The organism is Polynucleobacter sp. HIN7, assembly GCF_030297595.1.
Taxonomy (GTDB): domain Bacteria; phylum Pseudomonadota; class Gammaproteobacteria; order Burkholderiales; family Burkholderiaceae; genus Polynucleobacter.
The window spans coordinates 754,630-776,539 of sequence record NZ_AP028138.1 but is presented as its reverse complement, the minus strand read 5'-3'; the positions used below and the strand labels follow the sequence as shown (position 1 = coordinate 776,539).

22 protein-coding genes and 2 tRNA genes are annotated in these 21,910 nt (G+C 49.3%); 2 read left to right on the top strand and 22 right to left on the bottom strand.

Annotation, left to right across the window (positions count from 1 at the left end; all coding sequences use genetic code 11):
- Positions 1-96: 96 nt before the first annotated feature.
- On the top strand, positions 97-318 hold the full coding sequence (locus tag QUE64_RS04065; protein ID WP_286226020.1) for a hypothetical protein: 222 nt from the start codon (positions 97-99) through the stop codon (positions 316-318).
- A 63-nt stretch (positions 319-381) separates the two neighbouring features.
- Here QUE64_RS04065 and bamC read toward each other — a convergent pair whose 3' ends face one another.
- From bamC to QUE64_RS04020, 9 genes are read right to left on the bottom strand one after another with little or no spacing between them, the layout of a single operon-like run.
- Positions 382-1,515: an outer membrane protein assembly factor BamC gene (gene bamC, locus QUE64_RS04060; RefSeq protein WP_286226019.1), complete on the bottom strand. Its 1,134-nt coding sequence runs from the start codon at positions 1,513-1,515 to the stop codon at positions 382-384.
- Between the two features lie 15 nt (positions 1,516-1,530).
- Positions 1,531-2,418, bottom strand: a complete 888-nt coding sequence (gene dapA, locus QUE64_RS04055) for a 4-hydroxy-tetrahydrodipicolinate synthase (protein WP_286226018.1) — start codon at positions 2,416-2,418, stop codon at positions 1,531-1,533.
- Between the two features lie 25 nt (positions 2,419-2,443).
- Positions 2,444-3,031 (bottom strand): class I SAM-dependent methyltransferase, encoded by a 588-nt coding sequence (locus QUE64_RS04050; protein ID WP_286226017.1) that lies wholly within the window; start codon positions 3,029-3,031, stop codon positions 2,444-2,446.
- The gene (locus QUE64_RS04045; protein ID WP_286226016.1) at positions 3,028-4,230 is read right to left on the bottom strand and encodes a tryptophan--tRNA ligase; all 1,203 of its coding nucleotides are present in this window, start codon (positions 4,228-4,230) and stop codon (positions 3,028-3,030) included. The genes QUE64_RS04050 and QUE64_RS04045 overlap by 4 nt, the downstream gene beginning before the upstream one ends.
- A 19-nt stretch (positions 4,231-4,249) precedes the next feature.
- A complete protein-coding gene (locus tag QUE64_RS04040) occupies positions 4,250-5,092 on the bottom strand; it encodes a 3',5'-nucleoside bisphosphate phosphatase (RefSeq protein ID WP_286226159.1) in 843 nt (280 codons plus the stop codon).
- A 15-nt stretch (positions 5,093-5,107) separates the two neighbouring features.
- Positions 5,108-6,211, bottom strand: coding sequence for a cell division protein ZapE (gene zapE, locus QUE64_RS04035; protein WP_286226015.1), 1,104 nt, complete (start codon positions 6,209-6,211; stop codon positions 5,108-5,110).
- Between the two features lies 1 nt (position 6,212).
- Complete coding sequence (lpdA, locus tag QUE64_RS04030; protein ID WP_286224540.1) at positions 6,213-7,649, bottom strand: dihydrolipoyl dehydrogenase; 1,437 nt, start codon at positions 7,647-7,649, stop codon at positions 6,213-6,215.
- A 10-nt stretch (positions 7,650-7,659) separates the two neighbouring features.
- Complete coding sequence (gene odhB / locus QUE64_RS04025; protein WP_286226014.1) at positions 7,660-8,865, bottom strand: 2-oxoglutarate dehydrogenase complex dihydrolipoyllysine-residue succinyltransferase; 1,206 nt, start codon at positions 8,863-8,865, stop codon at positions 7,660-7,662.
- A gap of 50 nt (positions 8,866-8,915) precedes the next feature.
- Complete coding sequence (locus QUE64_RS04020) at positions 8,916-11,771, bottom strand: 2-oxoglutarate dehydrogenase E1 component (RefSeq protein ID WP_286226013.1); 2,856 nt, start codon at positions 11,769-11,771, stop codon at positions 8,916-8,918.
- 303 nt (positions 11,772-12,074) lie between these two features.
- Between QUE64_RS04020 and QUE64_RS04015 the strand changes: the two genes are divergently transcribed.
- Positions 12,075-12,755: a helix-turn-helix domain-containing protein gene (locus QUE64_RS04015; RefSeq protein WP_286226012.1), complete on the top strand. Its 681-nt coding sequence runs from the start codon at positions 12,075-12,077 to the stop codon at positions 12,753-12,755.
- Between the two features lie 48 nt (positions 12,756-12,803).
- Here the strand turns inward: QUE64_RS04015 and QUE64_RS04010 are convergent, their stop codons facing one another.
- From QUE64_RS04010 to QUE64_RS03950, 13 genes are all read right to left on the bottom strand, one after another.
- Positions 12,804-13,142: an H-NS histone family protein gene (locus QUE64_RS04010; protein ID WP_286226011.1), complete on the bottom strand. Its 339-nt coding sequence runs from the start codon at positions 13,140-13,142 to the stop codon at positions 12,804-12,806.
- A 281-nt stretch (positions 13,143-13,423) separates the two neighbouring features.
- A complete protein-coding gene (locus QUE64_RS04005) occupies positions 13,424-13,828 on the bottom strand; it encodes a PaaI family thioesterase (RefSeq protein WP_286226010.1) in 405 nt (134 codons plus the stop codon).
- Complete coding sequence (locus tag QUE64_RS04000; protein WP_108508276.1) at positions 13,828-14,241, bottom strand: VOC family protein; 414 nt, start codon at positions 14,239-14,241, stop codon at positions 13,828-13,830. The genes QUE64_RS04005 and QUE64_RS04000 overlap by 1 nt, the downstream gene beginning before the upstream one ends.
- A gap of 20 nt (positions 14,242-14,261) precedes the next feature.
- A tRNA-Pro gene (locus tag QUE64_RS03995) sits at positions 14,262-14,338 on the bottom strand.
- Between the two features lie 19 nt (positions 14,339-14,357).
- Positions 14,358-14,708, bottom strand: a complete 351-nt coding sequence (locus QUE64_RS03990) for a MerR family transcriptional regulator (protein WP_108508275.1) — start codon at positions 14,706-14,708, stop codon at positions 14,358-14,360.
- On the bottom strand, positions 14,683-15,003 hold the full coding sequence (locus QUE64_RS03985) for an integration host factor subunit alpha (protein WP_108508274.1): 321 nt from the start codon (positions 15,001-15,003) through the stop codon (positions 14,683-14,685). The genes QUE64_RS03990 and QUE64_RS03985 overlap by 26 nt, the downstream gene beginning before the upstream one ends.
- A 67-nt stretch (positions 15,004-15,070) precedes the next feature.
- On the bottom strand, positions 15,071-17,512 hold the full coding sequence (pheT, locus tag QUE64_RS03980; protein ID WP_286226009.1) for a phenylalanine--tRNA ligase subunit beta: 2,442 nt from the start codon (positions 17,510-17,512) through the stop codon (positions 15,071-15,073).
- 8 nt (positions 17,513-17,520) lie between these two features.
- Positions 17,521-18,564: a phenylalanine--tRNA ligase subunit alpha gene (pheS, locus tag QUE64_RS03975; RefSeq protein WP_286226008.1), complete on the bottom strand. Its 1,044-nt coding sequence runs from the start codon at positions 18,562-18,564 to the stop codon at positions 17,521-17,523.
- Between the two features lie 12 nt (positions 18,565-18,576).
- Positions 18,577-18,939 (bottom strand): 50S ribosomal protein L20, encoded by a 363-nt coding sequence (gene rplT / locus QUE64_RS03970; RefSeq protein WP_108508272.1) that lies wholly within the window; start codon positions 18,937-18,939, stop codon positions 18,577-18,579.
- 16 nt (positions 18,940-18,955) lie between these two features.
- The gene (gene rpmI, locus QUE64_RS03965; protein ID WP_108508271.1) at positions 18,956-19,153 is read right to left on the bottom strand and encodes a 50S ribosomal protein L35; all 198 of its coding nucleotides are present in this window, start codon (positions 19,151-19,153) and stop codon (positions 18,956-18,958) included.
- Between the two features lie 104 nt (positions 19,154-19,257).
- On the bottom strand, positions 19,258-19,779 hold the full coding sequence (gene infC, locus QUE64_RS03960; protein WP_215372542.1) for a translation initiation factor IF-3: 522 nt from the start codon (positions 19,777-19,779) through the stop codon (positions 19,258-19,260).
- 44 nt (positions 19,780-19,823) lie between these two features.
- Complete coding sequence (thrS, locus tag QUE64_RS03955) at positions 19,824-21,746, bottom strand: threonine--tRNA ligase (protein WP_286226007.1); 1,923 nt, start codon at positions 21,744-21,746, stop codon at positions 19,824-19,826.
- 76 nt (positions 21,747-21,822) lie between these two features.
- Positions 21,823-21,899: transfer RNA gene (locus tag QUE64_RS03950), tRNA-Val, on the bottom strand.
- Positions 21,900-21,910: the final 11 nt, after the last annotated feature.

Below are 21,910 nucleotides of genomic sequence, written 5' to 3'. Positions count from 1 at the left end.
ATCTGAGTTGTATTGCATCCGCAATATGCACTCAAGGTCTTACAACAATTACCGGTAATTGATGTAAATCGTCTTAAATTTAAAGGAAATAAATCAATGAAGAAGTCACTCCTCTTGGCCGCAATGTTGGCCGTTGCTTTGTCTGCTTGCGGTAAGAAAGAAGAAGCTAAGCCAGCTGCTGCTCCAGCCGCTCCTGCTGCTGCTCCTGCCGCTGATGCAAAACCAGCTGACGGCGCTGCTCCAGCTGCTGCACCTGCCGGCGCTGCTCCAGCTGCTCCTGCTGCTCCAGCTGCACCTGCTGCTCCAGCCAAGAAGTAATTCTGAAGCTGCATGAAGAAAGGCGCTCATTGAGCGCCTTTTTTCTTTGGAAGAGTGCTGTGATTATTTAATGAGCTGTCGATCTAGCGTGGTGAGTAACTGATTGCCAGTGGCGGTGTTCTCAGGCTTACCTTCGGAGTCTTGCACCAAAATCACGACTTGATTCTCACCCCTTGCTTGAACCACGACCCGATAGAGTTTTGCTTTCTTATCTGAATCATTGCTTCTGCCAAAGGTACGACCAAACCAACTGCGACCATCACCTAGATCTTTTGGATTAACGTAACGGACAAAGTAAATCCCTCGTGAGCGATCGCGGTCTTCCACCGTAAAGTTAGAGCGATCTAAGGCAAGGCCAACATCGCGCCAAGCACGATCAAAGCTGGAGCTCATTTCGATACGGGTAGCGGGCCCCTCTTCCACCAACTTTGCTCTTGGGGTCTTGGGAGCCGTCGCAGTTGCCGCAACTTGGGCCCTCGCCTGGTCTTGGGTCATACCAAGACGCTCCATCAAGCGGGTCAAGAAAATGGCTTCCAACTCAGGGTCGGTTGGTCGCACAGTCCATTGGGTGGTAATCATGGCGCCTGAGCTATCTTTTACTGGAGTCTCGATTGCCCCTTTGTGAGTAATGTAGATCTCAGTGACATCGGGTTTTTGTACTTCAAGACGGGTCCGGAATTTATCGCGCTCCCCAGAATCATAGGCAGAATCCAATACACGCCCTAAGGTTCTTCGAATAATATCTTGCGGAATCTTGGCACGATTTTCTGCCCAGTCGGTTTCCATAATCCCAGTTGATGGTGAATCAATTACTAGTAAGAAACCATTCTCTTGCCAAAAATCTTTTACTTGAGGGTAAAGCTCGGTTGCCGACTTATCGACCACCAACCAACGCCGATCCCCGTCACGCTCAATCTTCATCCCCGGAATACCGGTCAACACATTCGAGCGTGTTTGGGAGGACTTCTTGACCGCCTGGTTGTACTCCGACATGGTCGCCGTGCCATCCTGAACGACATAGCGACGATCCGCTTGAGCCGTGATTAAATCCGGGGGTAATGCCAGATTGGGGCCGCGTACATCTCCGGATTTTTTGTAGTCCACCTTATCACTGGCGGTCATACTACTAAAGCTACTGCATGCAGTAAGCGTAACAATTGCACAGGTCAACGAGATGGTGTGAAGAACTGAACGCATTCGATCCTAAAGAAATTACAGCAAGCCGGCTTGGCCTAGTGCCTGACGCAATGGCTCACGCAATGGCTCGCTAAGTGGCGTCAATGGTAACCGAATTCCGGCTGGAATCTTACCCATCTGATGCAAGGCCCATTTCACGGGTATGGGATTAGCCTCGATAAACATCATCTTGTGAACTGCCAACAATTGATACTGAATCTCTCGCGCGCGCTTGGCATCCCCTGCGATCGCTGCTTTGCAAAGTTCGCTCATCAAACGAGGTGCCACATTGGCAGTGACCGAGATATTGCCATGCCCACCCATCAGCATTAAGAATATCGCGGTTAGATCATCCCCAGAATAAACCGCAAACTGGTTCAGTTGTTTACTTTTAAGCTCGGCCAGTAGGAGCGAGCCGCGCTCTAGATTACCTGTCGCATCTTTAATCCCAATCACGCCCGGCACTTGTGCCAACCGTACGGTGGTCTCGTTGGCAAGATCAGCGACCGTGCGTCCAGGAACGTTATACAAAATGACCGGCAGATCGACGCGCTCGGCGATCGTTTTAAAGTGGGCGTACATTCCCTCTTGCGTAGGCTTGTTGTAATACGGCACCACTTGCAAGCTAGCATCCGCACCCACCTTCTTAGCGTATTCGGTTAATTCAATCGCTTCTCGGGTGGAGTTGCCGCCAGTTCCAGCAATGACTGCGATACGCCCATTGATATGTTCAACAGTAATCCGGATCAACTCACAGTGTTCCTCAACCGAGACCGTAGGTGACTCACCACTGGTGCCAACGATCACAATCGCATCGGTACCCTCGCTCACATGCCAGTCGAGCAAGGAGCGCAATGCGGGGTAATCAAGACTACCGTCTTCGTGCATTGGGGTTGCAATTGCAACCATACTTCCGGTCATCATGGCTGATTTCATAGGGCTTTATGGATTAAGCGACTGTCGCATTGAATTGTAACGGATGGCGTATTTTGGGCAGTCCCCGACTAGCGCATAGGCTTTGAACCATGGCTGGCTTGGGCATCTCACGATAGCCATCCTGATAGGCGACCACATGCAGATCATGTCGCCTGGCGAGATCCAATAATTCGCCATGCTGGAGTAAAAAGTTTGGGTTTGAGGGTTTGCCAAATTCTTCATTACCAATTGCAAAGGTCTCATAAAGCAAGATGCCGCCCTCTTCCAAAAGATGTGGCAATTGATCCAAGTAAGGACGGTAAAGATAGTTGCTCACCACGATGGCATTCCACTTACCAAACTCGGATTCGGGCAAAGGCCATGCCTCCCCTTCAAGATCCATTGGCTGGGTCATTACAAAATCATGCTGAATGCGCGCCAGAGACTCCTGATCACGATCAACTGCCAACACCATGAAACCCTTATTAGCGAGGTAGATGGCATGACGTCCACCACCACTGGCAAGATCCAAGACCTTACCCCCAGGAACAATCAGGTCAGCGTACTGAGCAATCCAAGGGGAAGCAGTTTCTAGAGTGGCGTGCACGTGATTCGTGATCAATCAACGTCTAGTCCCATGGCCTCACGCACATCCCGCATGGTTTCTTGGGCAACCTTACGCGCCTTGTCCGAACCATCGGCAATGATGGAGCGCAATAGGCTAGGATCGTCTAGATATTGCTGTGCTCGTTCAAACATGGGTTGTTGCTCTCGCAAAATGGCATCAATCACGGGTTGTTTACAGTCTAGGCAGCCAATGCTTGCGGATTGACAGCCCTTCTGAGCCCAGTCTTTCGTCGTTTGGTCCGAATACACCTGATGAAACTGCCATAGGGGGCAATTGGCTGGGTTACCGGGGTCAGTGCGTCGTACCCTAGCAGGATCAGTTGGCATGGTCCGCACCAAGCGGATCACCTCCTCAGGCGCCTCCCGAATGGCAATCGTATTGGCGTAGGACTTCGACATCTTTTGCCCATCAAGACCTGGCATCCGCGCCGCTTCGGTTAACAAAGCCTGGGGCTCGACCAAAATGATCTTGCGCGCACCCTCGAGGTATCCAAATAAACGCTCACGGTCACCCATCGATAGACTTTGCGCCTCTTGCAAGAGCGCTTGGGCTTGCATGAGTGCCTCATCTTCACCTCGCTCCTGATAGGCATTACGCAGCTCTAGGTAGAGTTTGGCGCGCTTGCTGCCTAATTTCTTGACCGCCTCAAGGGCTTTCTCTTCAAAGCCTAGTTCTCGACCATACAAATGGTTAAAGCGCCGCGCGACTTCACGGGTCATCTCCACATGAGGAACTTGGTCCTCACCCACTGGAACGTAGAGTGCTCGATAGATCAAAATATCGGCTGCTTGCAGCAAGGGATAGCCCAGAAAGCCATAGGTCTGCAGATCTTTTTCTTTGAGTTTCTCGATCTGGTCTTTATAGGTGGGCACACGTTCTAACCAGCCCAAGGGTGTGCCCATCGCTAGCAGTAGAAATAACTCTGAATGCTCTGGGACCCGACTCTGAATAAATAATGTGGCTTGATTGGGATCCACTCCCGCCGCTAACCAATCGATCACCATCTCCCAGACCGACTCCTGAATCACCTCAGGGGTCTCATAGTGGGTTGTCAATGCATGCCAGTCAGCGACAAAGAAGAAACAGGGGTATTCAGCCTGAAGGCGAACCCAATTTTTAAGGACGCCATGGTAATGACCTAAATGCAAGGCGCCCGTGGGACGCATGCCGGATAAAACGCGTTCTGCAAACATAAAGTGGATTGTCGCTTATTTAATGAAAGGCCGACCAAATGGGCTTGAGGTGCTCAGGAAGATGAGGAAGATTCCCCAAATCAATATCGCTCTCCTGCGGATCATGAAAATCAGAGCCACGTGAGGCCATAAAGCCATAGCGCTCGGCAACCTTCGCATAGGTTTGGTATTGATTGGGGCTATGGCTACCGGTCACCACTTCAATACCAGCACCCCCAAGATCCTTAAAGCGGGCATAGAGCTCATCCATTTGCATCGCATTTAGGCGATAGCGACCGGGGTGTGCAATAACCGCTTCGCCACCAGCACCCCTAATCCACTCGACCGCCTGATCCAAGCTTGCCCAACGATGCGAGACATAACCGGGTTTACCGGCGACCAAGTATTTTCTGAATACCTCATCCATATCACGACAGACATTTTGCTCCACCAAAAAGCGTGCAAAGTGGGTGCGGGCAATAAGCTCTGGGTTGCCTGCAAACTTGAGGGCGCCCTCATAGCTATTTTCAATCCCAATTTGCGCAAGTTGGGCTGCCATTTGACGAGCTCGCTCTTCTCGACCATCGCGCGTAGCACGCAAGCCCTCTTGCAAGATTGAGTTACTGGCATCAAATCCCAAACCAACAATATGGACGGTTTGCCCCATCCAACTAATGGAGATCTCGACTCCCGATAAATAGTCCATGCCCAAATTAAGAGCGGCTTGACGGGCACGCTCCTGACCGCCTAGGACATCATGATCGGTCAATGACCACAGATGCACCCCATTTTGATGGGCACGCAAGGCCAATTCCTCTGGCGTTAAGGTGCCATCGGAGACCACCGAGTGGCAATGCAAATCGGCATTAATAGGAATTGGCATACTCATGACCCTATTTTAGGTCAGTTGAGCATTAATCAGGCGACGCGGTGCCTCAATGTATTCCCGAGACTGCATCTCCATTAAACGCGATACGGTTCGAGCAAATTCACTGGCAACCTGCCCCTCGGTGTAGAGCTGATCGGGGGGCACCTCAGCAGACATAATTAATTTCACCCGATGGTCATACAGCACATCAATCAGCCAAATAAAGCGTCTGGCCTCATTGGTTAAACGCGGGGGCATATACGGCACCTCAGAGACCATCACCGTGTGAAACGTATTGGCAATCTCCAAATAATCATTTTGAGACCGCGGGCCCACGCAGAGGGTTTGGAAGTCAAACCAAACGACGCCTTCAGCCAAATGCAAAGCTCGGATCTCGCGGGACTCAATTTTGAGGGTGCGGTTCGTGGCCTCGATTTGTTTGCCGATTAGCTCATGAAAATAATCTTCCATCTGCCGATGGGTTGTTTCATTTAAAGGGGTTAAGTAAGCCTGAATCCGCGTCATCTGAATTTGTCGGTAATCACTGCCTGCATCGACATTCAAGATATCCAGTTTTTCCTCCAAGAGCTTAATGGCGGGTAATAGTCGATCACGATGCAGACCATTGGGATAGAGCTGATCCGGTCGATAGTTGGAGGTCATGATGAACTGCACTCGATCAATGAATAAAGCCTTTAAGAGGCGATACATGATCATGGCATCGGCAATATCGTTAATATGAAACTCATCAAAGCAAATTAAGCGATATCGATCGGAGATGCGTTTGGCTAACTCATCGAGAGGATCGGCTAATCCTGAAAGCTCATGGAGTTCACGATGAACCTCGCGCATGAACTCATGAAAATGAATCCGGATTTTCTTTTGAACGGGAGATGCCTCGTAGAAACAATCCATCAAAAAGGATTTACCGCGGCCCACCCCACCCCATAAGTAAACCCCACGGGGTAACTCGGGGTGAAAGAGTTTTTTAGTAAGCGCGTTACTCCGAATCTCTTTATAAGCGACCCACTGATCTTCGCATTGCTGCAACCGAGCAATGGCTCGCTCCTGCGCAGGATCTGGCTGATAACCGCGCGCTTTACACTCTTGGTAGTAAAAGTCAGCGACTTTCAACTTACATATTGAGTGCGCGTTGATCCGTTGCTAAAGCTGCTTCGCGCATAACCTCCGATAAGCTAGGATGTGGATGGCAAACACGAGCAATGTCTTCAGCAGCTGCTTTGAACTCCATCGCGAGCGCGGCTTCCGCAATTAGATCCGAAGCATTGGGGCCAATAATATGTACCCCCAGAACCTCATCCGTTTTGGCATCCGCTAGGATTTTGACGAAGCCATCAGCACGATCCATCCCAAGTGCACGGCCATTAGCCATGAACGGGAACTGGCCCGCCTTATAGGGACGTCCTTCGGCTTTGAGTTGTTGCTCAGTTTTACCAACCCATGCAATCTCTGGGTCGGTGTAAATCACCCATGGAATACAGTTGTAATCAATATGTGGTTTTTGACCAGCCAGTAACTCGGCCACAAGCACCCCTTCATCCTCGGCCTTATGAGCAAGCATTGGTCCACGGACCACGTCACCAATCGCATAGACCCCAGGTGCTGTAGTAGCACAGGTATGGTCATTGATGGGGATAAATCCCCGCTCATCAGTTTTGACCTGGATGGCCTCTAGATTGAGTCCTTCAGTATTGGGCACACGGCCGACTGAAACAATCAAGCGATCGCATTCCAGCTTTTGGGGTTTACCTGTGCTGTCCTGATAGGAAACCACCACGCCCTTCTTGTCGGCCTTCACACCATCAATCTTGACGCCCATATGAATATCAAGACCTTGCTTAGTGAAAATCTTTTTAGCTTCTTTTGCAATTCCGTCATCACAAGCGCCCAAGAAGCTTGGCAAGGCTTCGAGGACCGTGACCTGGGAGCCAACGCGGCGCCACACTGAACCAAGCTCAAGACCAATCACACCAGCGCCAATCACGCCCAAGCGTTTGGGTAGAGAGTCAAATTTAAGCGCACCCTCGTTATCGCAAACCAGTACGTTATCCACTGGGATGTTGGGAAGATGTCTGGCCTTTGAGCCCGTCGCAATAATGACATTCTTAGCGCTAATGGTTCCGGCGTCTTTACCGGTAATCTTGATTTGATAACCATCTGCGGTTTTACCAACAAAGGAAGCGTGCCCTTTGATACTGGTGACTTTATTTTTGCGAAACAGAAAACTAATGCCGCCGGTCATTTTGTTGACGATCTCATCCTTGCGGGCCAGCATTTTTTTGATATCAATGCTCACGCTACCCACTTGGATACCGTGATTAGCCACATGATGGCCAATCTTCTCAAACTCTTCAGAGGATGCTAACAAGGCTTTCGAAGGAATACAGCCTACGTTCAAACAAGTGCCGCCCAGTCGAGGCTCCCCTTTGGGATCTGCGTATGGATTCGACTCTGCACACGCCACCTTAAATCCCAACTGCGCAGCCCGAATCGCCGCGATGTAACCACCGGGGCCAGCTCCAATTACTAGCACATCAAATACTTGGCTCATGGTTTACTCCTTACAGATCAAGTAGTAAACGAGCTGGGTCTTCTAATAGCTCCTTCATTGCCACTAGACCGAGAACTGCCTCGCGACCATCAATAATCCGATGGTCATACGAGAGGGCCAGATAGTTAATCGGACGAATCACGATTTGTCCGTCCTCCACGACAGCGCGCTCCTTGGTAGCGTGGATTCCGAGGATGGCTGATTGTGGTGGATTAATAATGGGGGTTGAGAGCATCGAACCAAATACGCCGCCATTGGAGATAGAGAAAGTTCCACCGGTAAGCTCTTCAATGCTTAACTTACCCTCGCGCGCTTTATTGCCATACTCCGCAATTTGCTTTTCAATCTCAGCTAAGGTCATTTGATCAACATTACGCAAGATGGGCACCACGAGACCTCGTGGCGAGCTTACCGCAATGCCAATATCAAAGTAACCGTGGTAGACGATGTCGTTACCATCAACCGATGCATTCAGAATCGGGTACTTCTTCAACGCATAGGTAGCAGCTTTCACAAAGAAAGACATAAACCCTAACTTCACACCATGGGTTTTTTCAAAGACGTCTTTGTAGCGGGAGCGCATGGCAATCACAGGAGCCATATTGACCTCATTGAAGGTGGTCAAGATCGCATTATTGGCTTGAGATTCGAGGAGGCGCTCGGCAATGCGCGCACGCAGACGAGTCATCGGAACTCGCTCTTCAGTCCGCTCGCCTAATGAGACACTCGACATCGGCAATGGTGCAGCACTCATTGCGGGCTTAGCACCGCCTGCGATCGCATTTTGTACATCACCCTTCGTTACACGACCATCACGACCGGTACCAGCAACTTGATTGGCCGTTAGATTATTTTCAGCCATGAGTTTGGCTGCAGAGGGTGCCGCGATTGAGCCCTTGTCTGCAGAAGCTGCAGCAGCTGGGGCTTTAGCGGGAGCTGCTGCTGTGGCTGGTGCGGGTGCTGCAGTCGCCCTGCCTTCGCTATCAATCTTGGCGATCACCTGATCTGCCACCACGGTTCCACCATCGGCAACCAAAATCTCAGCCATCACCCCTGCGGATGGAGCGGGTACTTCCAACACCACCTTGTCGGTTTCGATCTCAATCAAGATCTCGTCTTGGGCTACGGCATCGCCCGGTTTTTTCTTCCACTGCAAGAGAGTTGCTTCAGCAACGGATTCGGAGAGTTGTGGAACCTTTACGTCAAATAAAGCCATGATATGTCCTATGAATAAGTTAGATTAAATCGCTGTTCTGTACATACCACCTATTTGGTGGCCACAAATCCTTTGAGCTTGGCAAACGCTGCGGTGAGTAATGCCTTTTGCTGACTCTGGTGCAAATGGGCATATCCGACAGCTGGCGAGGCCGATGCAGGTCGACCGGCATAACCAAGGCGCATACCTTCACCCATGTTCTCGAGCAAATTATGTTGCACGAAGAACCAAGCACCCTGATTTTGTGGCTCGTCTTGACACCACACCAGCTCAGTGAGATTGGGGTAAGACTTGATGATATTTGCAACCGCCTTATGGGGGAATGGATACAGCTGCTCAATGCGAACAATCGCCACGTTATCAATCTTCTTATCGGTGCGCTGCTTGACCAAGTCGAAATAAACCTTACCCGAACAAACGATCAAACGCTCCACCTTTTTGGGATCGAGCGAATCGTCTTGCTCTGGAATCACCGTCTGAAAATCACCTTTGGTGAACTCAATGAGCGGTGAGGCAGCATCTTTATGACGCAGTAAGGATTTAGGCGTCATGATGATCAGTGGCTTTCTAAATTGCCGAATCATCTGACGACGCAAGAGGTGGAAGATTTGCGATGCGGTCGTGGGTTGAACCACTTGCATATTGGTATCAGCGCACAACTGCATAAAGCGCTCCAGACGCGCCGAGGAGTGCTCTGGGCCCTGACCTTCGTAACCATGTGGCAACATCATCACCAAGCCGTTCACTCGACCCCATTTCACCTCACCAGAAGCAATGAACTGATCGATGACAACCTGGGCGCCATTCACAAAGTCACCAAACTGGGCTTCCCAGATCGTGAGTGTATTGGGCTCAGCTGCTGCATAACCATATTCAAATCCCAATACTGCCTCTTCAGATAGGATGGAATCAATGACCGTAAAGGGTGCCTGGTCCTTGCTGACATGTTGCAAGGGGATATACGTGCCGATATCCCACTTCTCGCGATTTTGATCATGCAATACGGAATGACGATGGCTAAAGGTACCGCGACCGCTGTCTTCACCCGATAAACGAATCGGATAACCACTCGCAAGCAAAGAAGCAAAGGCCATCGCCTCGCCCATCCCCCAGTCCACATTGATTTCACCGCGACCCATCGCAGCTCGGTCTGCATAGACCTTTTGAACCAAGGGGTGCGCCTTAAAGTCTTCAGGAATGGTGGAGAGTTTTTCAGCTAAGCGCTTCCACTCGGTGAGTGGAATAGCGGTATCGGCTTGATCAGTCCATTTCTTATTTAAGAACGGCGACCAATCAACCGCAAACTTTCCTTTGAAATTGCTCAATACTGGATCAAGCGTTTGCTTGCCCGCATCCATTGCGGCACGATAGGCTTTCACCATCTCGTCACCAGCTCCAGGAGCAATCACACCTTGCGCTTCAAGCCGGTCTGCATACAACTTACGCGTTCCAGGATGCTTCGCAATAATGCTGTACATCAGGGGTTGGGTCATCGCTGGCGTATCTTGCTCATTGTGGCCTAATTTACGGAAGCAAATAATGTCGACAGCAACATCTTTCTTAAACTGGGTTCTGAACTCAAGCGCAAGTTGAGTCGCCAATACCACCGCCTCCGGATCATCACCATTGACATGCAATACCGGTGCGTCAATTGTTTTCATGATGTCGGTGCAATACAGACTCGAGCGTAAATCACGCGGGTCGGAGGTTGTAAAACCAATTTGGTTATTAATCACGATATGCACCGTGCCGCCCGTGGAATAACCGCGCACTTCCGATAGGGCTAAAGTCTCTTGCATCACACCCTGACCTGCAATCGCAGCGTCGCCATGAACCAGGACCGGCAAAACTTGACTGCCGGAGAGATCATTGCGGCGCTCCATTCGTGCACGGGCTGAACCCTCTACCACAGGGTTCACAATTTCTAAGTGGGATGGATTAAAGGCGAGCGATAGATGCACTGGGCCACCAGGGGTCGAGATATCGCTTGAGAATCCTTGGTGATACTTCACATCACCCGCTGGCAAATCCTCCGGGGCTGTGTGATCGAATTCAGCGAAGAGATCTTTGGGAGATTTACCTAGAACGTTGACCAGCACATTTAAGCGGCCACGATGGGCCATACCGATCACTATCTCTTGCACACCTCGTTTCCCTGCCCCTTGAATCAACTCATCCATGGAGGGAATAAAACTGTCGCCACCCTCGAGTGAGAAACGCTTTTGACCTACATACTTTGCTTGTAGATAACGCTCCAGCCCCTCAGCAGCAGTTAAGCGATCCAAGATCTGACGACGTTGCTCATTGGTGAACTTCGGCGTTGAGCGGATCGACTCTAATTTCTCTTGCCACCATTTTTTGATCTTTTGATCAGCGATGTACATAAACTCAGCACCCAAAGTGCCGCAATAGGTCTCACGCAAGGCTTGCAGCAAATCGCGCAAGGTCATTTGGTTTTTACCAAAGAAGGTATTGCTGGTATTGAAGACGATATCCATATCGCCATCGGTAAATCCATAAAACGATGGATTGAGTTCCGGAATATCGGGGCGCTCGGTGCGCTTCAAGGGATCTAAATTTGCCCAGCGATTACCGACGTTACGATAAGCAGCAATGAGCTGCTGAACTGCCACCCGTTTACGACCCATCTCGGAATCGGCTGAATCCTGAATGGTTTTGATGGGGCCCTGCTTAGCGCGTTCGGCAAATGACGCCACGATTGGGGCGTGCGCAATATCGCGTCCATTGGAACCATCAACGGCTGGAACTTGAACGACATTATCAAAGTAATCGCGCCAATGCTGCGCTACGGATGTGGGATCTAATAAATATGACTCGTAGAGTTCTTCTACGTAGGGGGCATTACCCCCGAAGAGGTATGAGGAACCTCTATAGGACTGCATCATGATGCTCACCTTTCATCGGGTAACCCGAAAAAAACTGTGGTTTTAACCATCTGCGACACGGCTTAACCGATTAGCAGAACGCAAAGCAAATGCCTTATGTTTCGTAAGGATAGCATGGGTTAGAGGAAAAAACACCCCAAGATCAATGAATTAGTGAAAGTCCTAGGGGATTGCTCACTAGGTAACTTACCTATCCCTACCCCTTTATAGGAAATTTCCTACCCACATTTCATCCCTGCCTGACAGATCTCTATCGAATTGATTTTTATGCTCTTTCTATCCCAATTTACAAAAGGAGAAAGCATGAAACCCATTAATCTGAATCAGCCCTACTTGAGCACTCGACAGAGTGCCAAGGTTCTACAGGTCTCGTTAGGAACCGTTCAAAAAATGGTGGAGCTTGGTGAATTAACAGCCTGGAAAACTCGGGGTGGGCACCGCCGTATTCTCACGAGCTCACTCAATCAGCAGCTACGCCGCCGAAAAGTAGGAATGCAGCAGCGCGCTAAACACCATCAACATATCGCCCTGGGGGTCTTTAAGCGTCAAGAGAATCTTGATGAAATGCAAAAAGCGATTCAAAAGTGGGGAATCCCCTTTCAATTAATCCATTCCCTCGATAGTCTTGAGGGCCTGATGCAGGCCGTGTCGCATTATCCCGATGTAATTTATTTAGATTCTTTAATCCCGCCAGTCGAACAATTGCATTTAATTCATTATCTGAGTAAGAATATTCAGACACGTCGCATTCCCCTATTGGTGGACGAAGCCTTTGTACAACTTCATCCTGGCGTATTGGAAATGGCCAAAGAGAATGGAGTTCATTTAAAACCGCAAACGAGCGATACGGAAGCACTTAGCCAGGAACTCAATGCCTTACCTGAAAAGACGAATGTCATGACCTATAGTGCGAGTGGCGATAAACAGCCCTATCAGGAATTAGAGAAATTATTTATCGAAGCAGTCAATACCGTGTTTGAGTAAAGAAAAAGCCAGTTCAATGAACTGGCTTTTTAGTGTAAATGACTCAGATTATTTAATCGCAAATTTACTGCGATCCTTCCCTGCGATCCATTTAGGGGCCTTACCGCGTCCGGTCCAAGTTTCTCCAGTTGCTGGATTTTTATACTTGGGGGCGACCTTACCGCGCTTTTTACCTACCCGCTTTTTAGCGGCTGCTTTTTTGGCTGGACGTCCACGCTTGCCGGCACCGGTAGCCTTGCGACCAAATAAGTCACTCGCAGTTAAGCCAAATTCATCAATGATCTTTTTGGCCTTTGCAATTCCCTCAGACTTTTCACGCTGCATCAGGCTCTGGATCTGACTGTCCAACTTCTCACGCTGCGCAAGTAACTCTTTATACGATGACATATTAAATAATTCCCTTGAATTTTAAAATAATGGTGAGGGGTAATAAATAAAAAATTTAGAAGGAATAAATCATTTATTGATTAATCTTTTTTAATTATTCATTATTACTACGAATCGATTATATATGAATCAAGAAATAATTTATTTTGGATTATTCACCCTAGAGTGAATAATAAATTCGTGATTTAAATTAACTATTTATTATAATAATCAGTTACTTATGATTATTAAGTACTAAAAAATATAATAATTAATTGAATAATTAATTTAACTAATTTGATTTAACTGGCTTGATTTTTAGCTCGGCGCAGCATGAAACTGCCTGTGGATTTAGCGGTCAATTGGCCGGCTTCATTAAAAATACTACCCTCACAATAGTTGACGGTGCTACCAACTTTTAAGACTTTGCCTTCTGCAATGAGCATGCCTTTTGAGGGTCTCAAGAAACTGGTGGTCATATCAATCGTGATGACGCCAAGAATGTGCTCATGCGAACTACGTGCGGCAGCAGCCATTGCAAAATCTAAGATAGTCATCACCACCCCGCCATGGGCCACATGAAAGCTATTTAATAGCTCGGGTCGAAGATTTAAGCGAATCCGGGAATGACCATCCTTGGCAAACTCTGGCTCGACGCCTAAGACATCCAAGAATGGGATGGTTAAACCAAAATAATCTTGACTCATTATTTAGCAAACAAGCGATCAGGATGCGCCATCGCCTTAAACTCAATCGCATTCCCTGAGGGGTCTAGGAAAAACATGGTGGCCTGCTCCCCGACTTCACCCTTAAACCGAATATAAGGCTCAATCACAAACTCAATACCAGCCTTTTTTAATTTATCGGCCATCGCTTCCCACTCAGGCATGGACAGCACAATACCAAAATGGCGAACAGGTACTTTTTTACCATCCACATCCGAGTGCGCATCGTTTTTTGCTTCACCATCAGCCAAGTGCGCCACAATTTGATGCCCAAATAAATTGAAGTCAATCCACTCATCCGAACTTCGCCCTTCAGGACAACCGAGTAAGCCGCCATAAAATGCGCGAGCATCTTGTAAGTTATCAACCGGGAAAGCTAAGTGAAATGGATGCATGGTTTTTTCCTCAACGCAGATGGTCGGGGCGAGAGGATTTGAACCTCCGACCACTTGCACCCCATGCAAGTACGCTACCAGGCTGCGCTACGCCCCGACGAAACGAATATTGTATCTCAGCGGCTTAAGACCTGAAGGACCTCTTGAAGCTCTTCGCGTAATCGCAAGGTCGATTTACTCTCGTCTAAACGGTTTTTTGCACCGCTGATCGTAAATCCCTCTTCGTACAATAATGTACGAATTTGACGGATTAAGACCACCTCATGATGCTGGTAGTAGCGGCGATTACCACGACGCTTTTGCGGTCGCAGTTGAACGAATTCTTGCTCCCAATAACGCAATACATGGGGCTTTACCCCGCACAACTCCCCCACTTCGCCAATCGTGAAATACCGCTTACTCGGGATTGGGGGAAGCAGCGAAACCGTATTCGCTTTGGAATCAAGCTCTGTTTTGGTTCTGAGCATGGGACTCGACCGCGTCCTTTAGCTTCTGACTAGCATGAAAAGTAACGACACGTCGCGCCGCAATCGGGATCATCTCACCCGTCTTTGGATTACGCCCTGGGCGCGCAGTTTTATTGCGCAACTGAAAATTACCAAACCCTGAGATCTTGACCTCAACCCCAGATTCCAGAGTCTCGCCAATTCGATTAAAAAAGGCGTCAATCATGTCTTTTGCTTCGCGCTTATTGAGACCAACTTGATCAAATAAGGCTTCCGAGAGTTCATTTTTGGTCACGGTTTGATTATTTGCAGTCATAGCGACACTCTTTTCTGATTCTAATAAATTGGTTTTCAGTAACTAATATAGCAAATCCGGATTGTCGCTAGCGCAATCGCGCTTTGCAGTGATTTTTTAAGGCGTCCAATAAGGCGGTCATGCAGGTTTCCACTTCTTTATCTTGCAGTGTATCTTGATCATTCACTAGGGTGACCCGAAACGCAAGGCTTTTCTCATGAAGCGCCATCGAGCTGCTCTCTTTTTGAGGACGAAACTCATCAAAGAGCTCGATTTTGTGAACGAATGGTTGGCGTTGTGCCAGCATCACATCCAGTAAGGACTGCGCTGGAACTGATTGATCTACCACAACAGCCAGATCACGTTGCACTGCAGGAAACTTACTAATCTCCGTCGGTGCTGGTAAGCCCACATTACAAATTGAATCCCAATTAAGAGAAAACAATACTGGGGCCGAACTCAGCTCATAGGTTTGCTGTAAGGCTGGATGCAACTCACCAATCCAACCAATTACATGATCGCCCAAATAAATATGGGCGCTGCGGCCCGGATGCAAAGCGGGATGGGTTTCTTTGTCAGCTTTGGTCTCGATCTGTAATGGGCTTAGTAAGCGCTGCAGATCACCCTTCACATCAAAGAAATCCACCAAACGATTGGGCGATGCCCATTGCTCAGGATTTACATAACCATAGGCCAAGCCGCCCACTTGTTTGGTTTGGATAAAACCTGCGACGATGCCAGGAGCCTCTGGTTGACTCGCATCTCTAGTAAATACTCGACCGATCTCAAAAATACGAATCCGTCCGGCACCGCGATTCAGATTGCTGCGCAGGTTCTGTAATAGGCCGCCCCATAAATTGCTGCGCATCACACCATACTGGCTCGCTATCGGATTGAGTACGGTGATAGGGCTGTTCTGTCCCATCTGCAGTTCGGATTGGGGATCAATAAATCCAAAGTTCAAGACCTCTTGATAGCCCTCATGTGCTAAGCGATGGCGCAACGCGTGCACTGGTCGTTGGCGCTCCTGCGGTGCACTCATCTTCAGCTCGGCTTTTGGTGGAGAATCCGGAATGTTCTCGAATCCATATAAACGCGCTACTTCTTCGATGAGATCTTCCTCAATATCGAGATCAAAGCGATAACTTGGGGCCTTGACAGTAAACACACTAGCCTCTCCCTGCCCTGAAACAGTGAACTCGAGACCCAAGCGTTTGAATACATCACTCACTTGCTCGATGCTTAATGGAATACCAATCACACGTTGAGCTCGCTCGAGGCGCATCGCTACTGCTTTGCGTTCTGGCAATTGTGTAATTTGATCATCGATCGGCCCCAATTGACCGCCACAGATCTCCACAATGAGCTGACTAAGGTAGTCCAATGCAGAAATGGTTAATTGTGGATCAACACCCCGCTCAAAGCGGTGCCCCGCATCGGTTGTAAAGTGATAGCGTCGAGCGCGACCTGCTATTGCAGCAGGCCACCAAAAGGCTGCCTCAACATAAATGTTCTGAGTTGCATCACTCACTGCGGTACGATCCCCGCCCATGATGCCAGCAAGACTGATGGGGCCTTCTTGATCCGCAACCACTCCAACGCGTAGTCCTTCTAAATACGCTTCCACGGTTTGATCATTGAGCAACTTCAATGACTCGCCGGGCTTACCCCAGCGGACTTCAATCGGATCCTTGAGTTGATCAAGATCGAATATGTGATTAGGCTGACCGATCTCGAGCATCACATAATTGGAGATATCTACCAATGGCGAAATACTACGCTGACCCGCGCTCGCTAGGCGGTCTTTAATCCAAGCTGGCGTCTCTACCCTGACGTTCACTCCACGGATCACGCGACCGGCAAAGCGACCGCATAGATCTGAATCCATTATTTTGACCGACACACGGTCGTTAATTGTTGACGCAAGTGGCTCGCGCTTTGGAACACAAAGAGCAGCGCCTGTAATCGCAGCAACTTCTCTCGCAATCCCGATGATGGATAAACAGTCGGCCTTATTGGGAGTTAATTTGATCGTAAAAAGTTGATCGTCTAGGTGCAAATAGGTTCGCAGATCTTGCCCGATCGGCGCATCACTGGGCAGCTCCAAAATCCCGGCATGATCTTCGCCGAGACCCAACTCGCGTCCCGAACATAACATGCCATTACTTTCCACACCACGTAACTTGCCAACCTTGATCTGAAATGGTTTTCCACCAACTTCACTCGGCGGCAACTCAGCCCCAACCAAGGCGCAGGGAATTTTGATGCCAGCACGTGCATTCGGTGCGCCACACACAATTTGCAAGTTGGGATGATCGGGTCCTGCATTCACGCGGCATACCCGTAAGCGATCAGCATCGGGGTGCTGTTCTGCTGAAATAATTTCAGCAACCACGATCTTAGTGAATGGCGGTGCTAGTGAGCGTCGCTCCTCAACCTCAAGACCGGCCATGGTCAGAGCATGCGACAGTGCCTCACTATCAATGGGTGGATTAACGAACTGGCGTAACCAGGATTCAGAAAATTGCATGATGGGAACTAGGCCGGAAATTGCGCAAGAAAGCGCAGATCGTTATCAAAGAAAAGACGCAGATCGTCGATACCATAACGTAACATGGTTAGACGCTCGAGCCCCGATCCAAAGGCAAAGCCCATATACCGCTCAGGATCGATGCCCATATTACGCAATACATTAGGATGAACTTGGCCCGCCCCCGAAATCTCCAACCATCGACCCGCTAATTTACCGCTCGCAAAGGCCATATCAATCTCAGCTGAGGGCTCGGTAAATGGAAAATACGATGGCCGAAAGCGTACTTGCAAGGCATCGGTTTCAAAAAAGGTCCGCAAGAAATCGGTGTAAACGCCTTTGAGATCAGCAAAGGAAACATCCTTCGCAATCCATAAACCCTCCACCTGATGGAACATGGGTGAATGCGTTGCGTCACTATCGACGCGGTAGGTCCGGCCCGGCGCAATCACTTTGATTGGCGGCATATTGTCTTGACCATAACGCTTTACGTGCTCACTTGCATAACGCACTTGAATCGGACTGGTATGCGTTCTGAGCAAAAGCGGTTTGCCTTGCGCATCCTTGCCGTCAACATAAAAGGTGTCTTGCATGGAACGTGCAGGGTGATTCTCAGGGCTATTGAGGGCCGTGAAATTAAACCAATCGGTTTCAATCTCTGGGCCATCGGCGACATCAAAACCAATCGAATGAAAGATGGTTTCAACCCGCTCCCAGGTTCGCATCACAGGGTGCAGACTACCAAATGCCTGTCCACGACCTGGTAATGAGACATCAATTGCTTCGGCGGCAAGTCGGGCTTGTAATACTTGATCAGCTAAGGCTTGACGACGGGCGTTTAAGGCGTCCTCAACGGCTGTTTTGGCTCGGTTAATCTCCGCGCCTGCGCTTTTGCGCTCTTCAGGCGACATTCCACCGAGCGCCTTTAAGCGCTCAGTTAAAAGTCCTGATTTACCGAGATACCGAGCTTTTGCATCCTCCAAAGCAGCAGAGTCGCTGGCTTTGGAGAAATCGCGTTTGGCATCCTCGACAAGTTGGTCGAGAGAAACCATGGCTGCAGGAACTTAAGCGTGTGCTACGGCTGATTTGACACGTGTGACCAAGGCAGCAAACGCGTCCTTGTCAAACACAGCCATATCCGATAGAACTTTACGATCGAGTTCGATCGACGCTTTCTTCATGCCATTCATGAATACGCTATAGGTCATATCGTGTTCACGCACAGCAGCGTTGATCCTGGCAATCCATAAAGCACGGAATACGCGCTTCTTGTTACGACGATCGCGATAGGCGTATTGCCCAGCGCGCATAACCGCTTCTTTAGCGATTCGGAATACGTTTTTACGACGTCCACGATAGCCGGTTGCGGCATCGGTGACTTTCTTATGACGGGCTCTCGCTGTAACCCCACGTTTTACTCTTGGCATTGTGCTCTCCTAAGATTTATGCGTAAGGCATCATGGCGCGAATCGACTTGACATCCGATTTCGCGACCGGAGCGGAACCCCGCAACTGACGCTTGTTCTTGGTGGTTTTCTTGGTGAGGATGTGACGCTTAAACGCCTGTCCTCGCTTGATCGATCCGCTCGCGCGGACCTTGAAGCGCTTGGCTGCGCCACTTTTGGTCTTCATTTTGGGCATGACTGCTCCCTTTTCTTCTCTGTGCGATTACGGTGGCAACCGACGGCTGCTCTTCCTGTACCGATGATTCGCTACTTAGTGCTACCTACTGCAACTACAAACTCTTACTTCTTTTTGGCGGGCGCTAAGACCATCACCATTTGTCGGCCTTCCATCTTGGGAAACTGCTCGACTTGACCATAAGGCTCTAAATCCACCTTCAGTCGATCCAACATCTTTGCACCGATTTCTTGATGGGCCATTTCGCGACCCCGAAACCGAAGCGTAATTTTTGTTTTATCGCCGTCTTCTAAAAAGCGAATCAGATTCCGTAGCTTCACACCATAATCACCATCATCGGTACCAGGCCGGAATTTCACTTCCTTTACCTGAATCACCTTTTGCTTCAGCTTAGCTTCGTGCTGACGCTTGGCTTCTTGGTATTTGAACTTACCAAAGTCCATCACTCGGACTACAGGTGGATCAGCATTAGGAGCAATCTCGACTAAGTCGGTATCTTCTTCCTCAGCCAACCGTAAGGCTTCGTTCAACTTAACTACACCGACCACATTGCCGTCGGATCCGATCAAACGCACTACAGGGGCAGTAATTTCCTGATTGATGCGTTGCAATTTTTCAGTAGCGATCTTCTAATTCCTCTCTCAAAAACAATCAAAAGCCATCACACCCCCTAGCTAGGCTCGGGTCCGACTTTCTGGGCAATATCCTGCTGGAGTCGGGTGACGAAGGCATCTACGGGCATAACCCCTAAATCAATTCCGCCACGGGCACGAACGGCCACCGTATTACTTTCACGCTCTTTATCGCCAACAACAAGCAAATAAGGCAGTTTTTGTAATGCGTGCTCGCGTATTTTATACGTAATTTTCTCGTTTCGCAAATCAGATTCCACCCTAAACCCTTGTTTTTTCAGCATTTGCTGGATTTTTTGGGCATATTCGGCGGAATTTTCAGAAATATTCAACACAATTGCCTGGGTTGGAGCGAGCCAAACCGGCATGGCGCCGGCATGATTTTCGATCAAAATCCCGATAAAACGCTCCAAGGAGCCCACTATCGCTCGGTGCAGCATGACTGGGACCTTACGACTGTTATCTTCGGCTACATACTCAGCCCCTAGGCGGGCTGGCATAGAAAAGTCGACCTGCATGGTGCCGCACTGCCAAGAACGCCCAATCGAATCCTTGAGGTGGTATTCAATCTTGGGCCCGTAGAAAGCACCCTCACCAGGCAGCTCTTCCCACGTTTGACCGGAGGCTTTGAGTGCCCCCCTCAGTGATGCCTCGGCCTTATCCCAAATGGCATCATCCCCTACCCGCTTAGCAGGACGCAGGGCTAATTTCACAGCCACTTCTGTAAAACCAAAATCGCGATAGACCGCTCGAACTGCTTGGTCAAATGCGGCAACCTCTGCCTGAATCTGATCTTCGGTACAAAAAATGTGACCATCGTCTTGGGTAAATCCGCGTACCCGCATCAATCCGTGAAGTGCGCCTGAGGGTTCATTGCGATGGCATTGTCCAAACTCACCAAAGCGCAGCGGTAACTCACGATAACTATGCAAGCCTGAATTAAAGATTTGCACATGGCCTGGGCAGTTCATGGGCTTTAATGCGTAGGCCCGGTTTTCCGACTCGGTCGTGAACATGTTCTCTTTGTAGTTATCCCAGTGGCCGGATTTTTCCCAAAGACCGCGATCGAGGATTTGCGGAGCTTTGACCTCCTGATAGCCCTCTTGCTGATAAACGCCGCGCATGTACTGCTCCACCTCTTGCCAAATGGCCCAACCTTTGGGGTGCCAGAACACGAGGCCTGGCGCCTCATCCTGGAAATGAAATAAATCAAGCTGTTTGCCTAGGCGGCGATGATCGCGCTTCTCAGCCTCTTCCAACATATGTAAGTAGGCGTCTTGATCTTCCTTCTTGGTCCAAGCGGTGCCATAAATCCGTTGCAACATCTCATTCTTGCTATCACCGCGCCAATACGCACCGGCGAGCTTCATGAGTTTGAATACCTTGAGTTTTCCAGTCGAGGGCACGTGAGGGCCGCGGCAGAGGTCGGTAAATTTGCCCTCGGTGTAAAGCGAGACCTCTTCATTTTGCGGAATGCTCGCAATAATCTCGGCTTTGTAAATTTCGCCTTGCTTTTTGAAGAACTCAACCGCTTGATCTCGGGGCATCACTTGACGAACGACTGGCTCATCCTTCTTGGCTAACTCCAGCATTTTTTTCTCAAGCGCAGCGAGATCATCTGGAGTGAAGGGTCGATGATACGAAAAGTCGTAATAGAAGCCGTTCTCAATGACTGGGCCAATCGTGACCTGCGCATCGGGGAACAATTCTTTAACAGCGTATGCAAGTAGATGGGCAGTGGAATGACGAATGATGTCCAGGCCTTCGGGGTTTTTATCGGTAATGATGGACAATTGCACATCATGGTCGATCGTGTGACTCAGGTCCACTAGACGGCCATCCACAGAGCCGGCGAGGGCAGCTTTGGCTAAACCGCTCCCAATCGATTGCGCAACTTCAGCAATGGTCACCGACGCAGCAAACTCGCGCTTCGAACCATCAGGAAGAGTAACCGCAACCATACACACTCCATGCATAAAAGAGAATGCGCGTTCGTCCCAAACACTATGAACACAACGCGCATCCGATCTGTTTCGTTGGTAGGCTCGATTGGACTCGAACCAACGACCCCCACCATGTCAAGGTGGTGCTCTAACCAGCTGAGCTACGAGCCTATATTTATCAA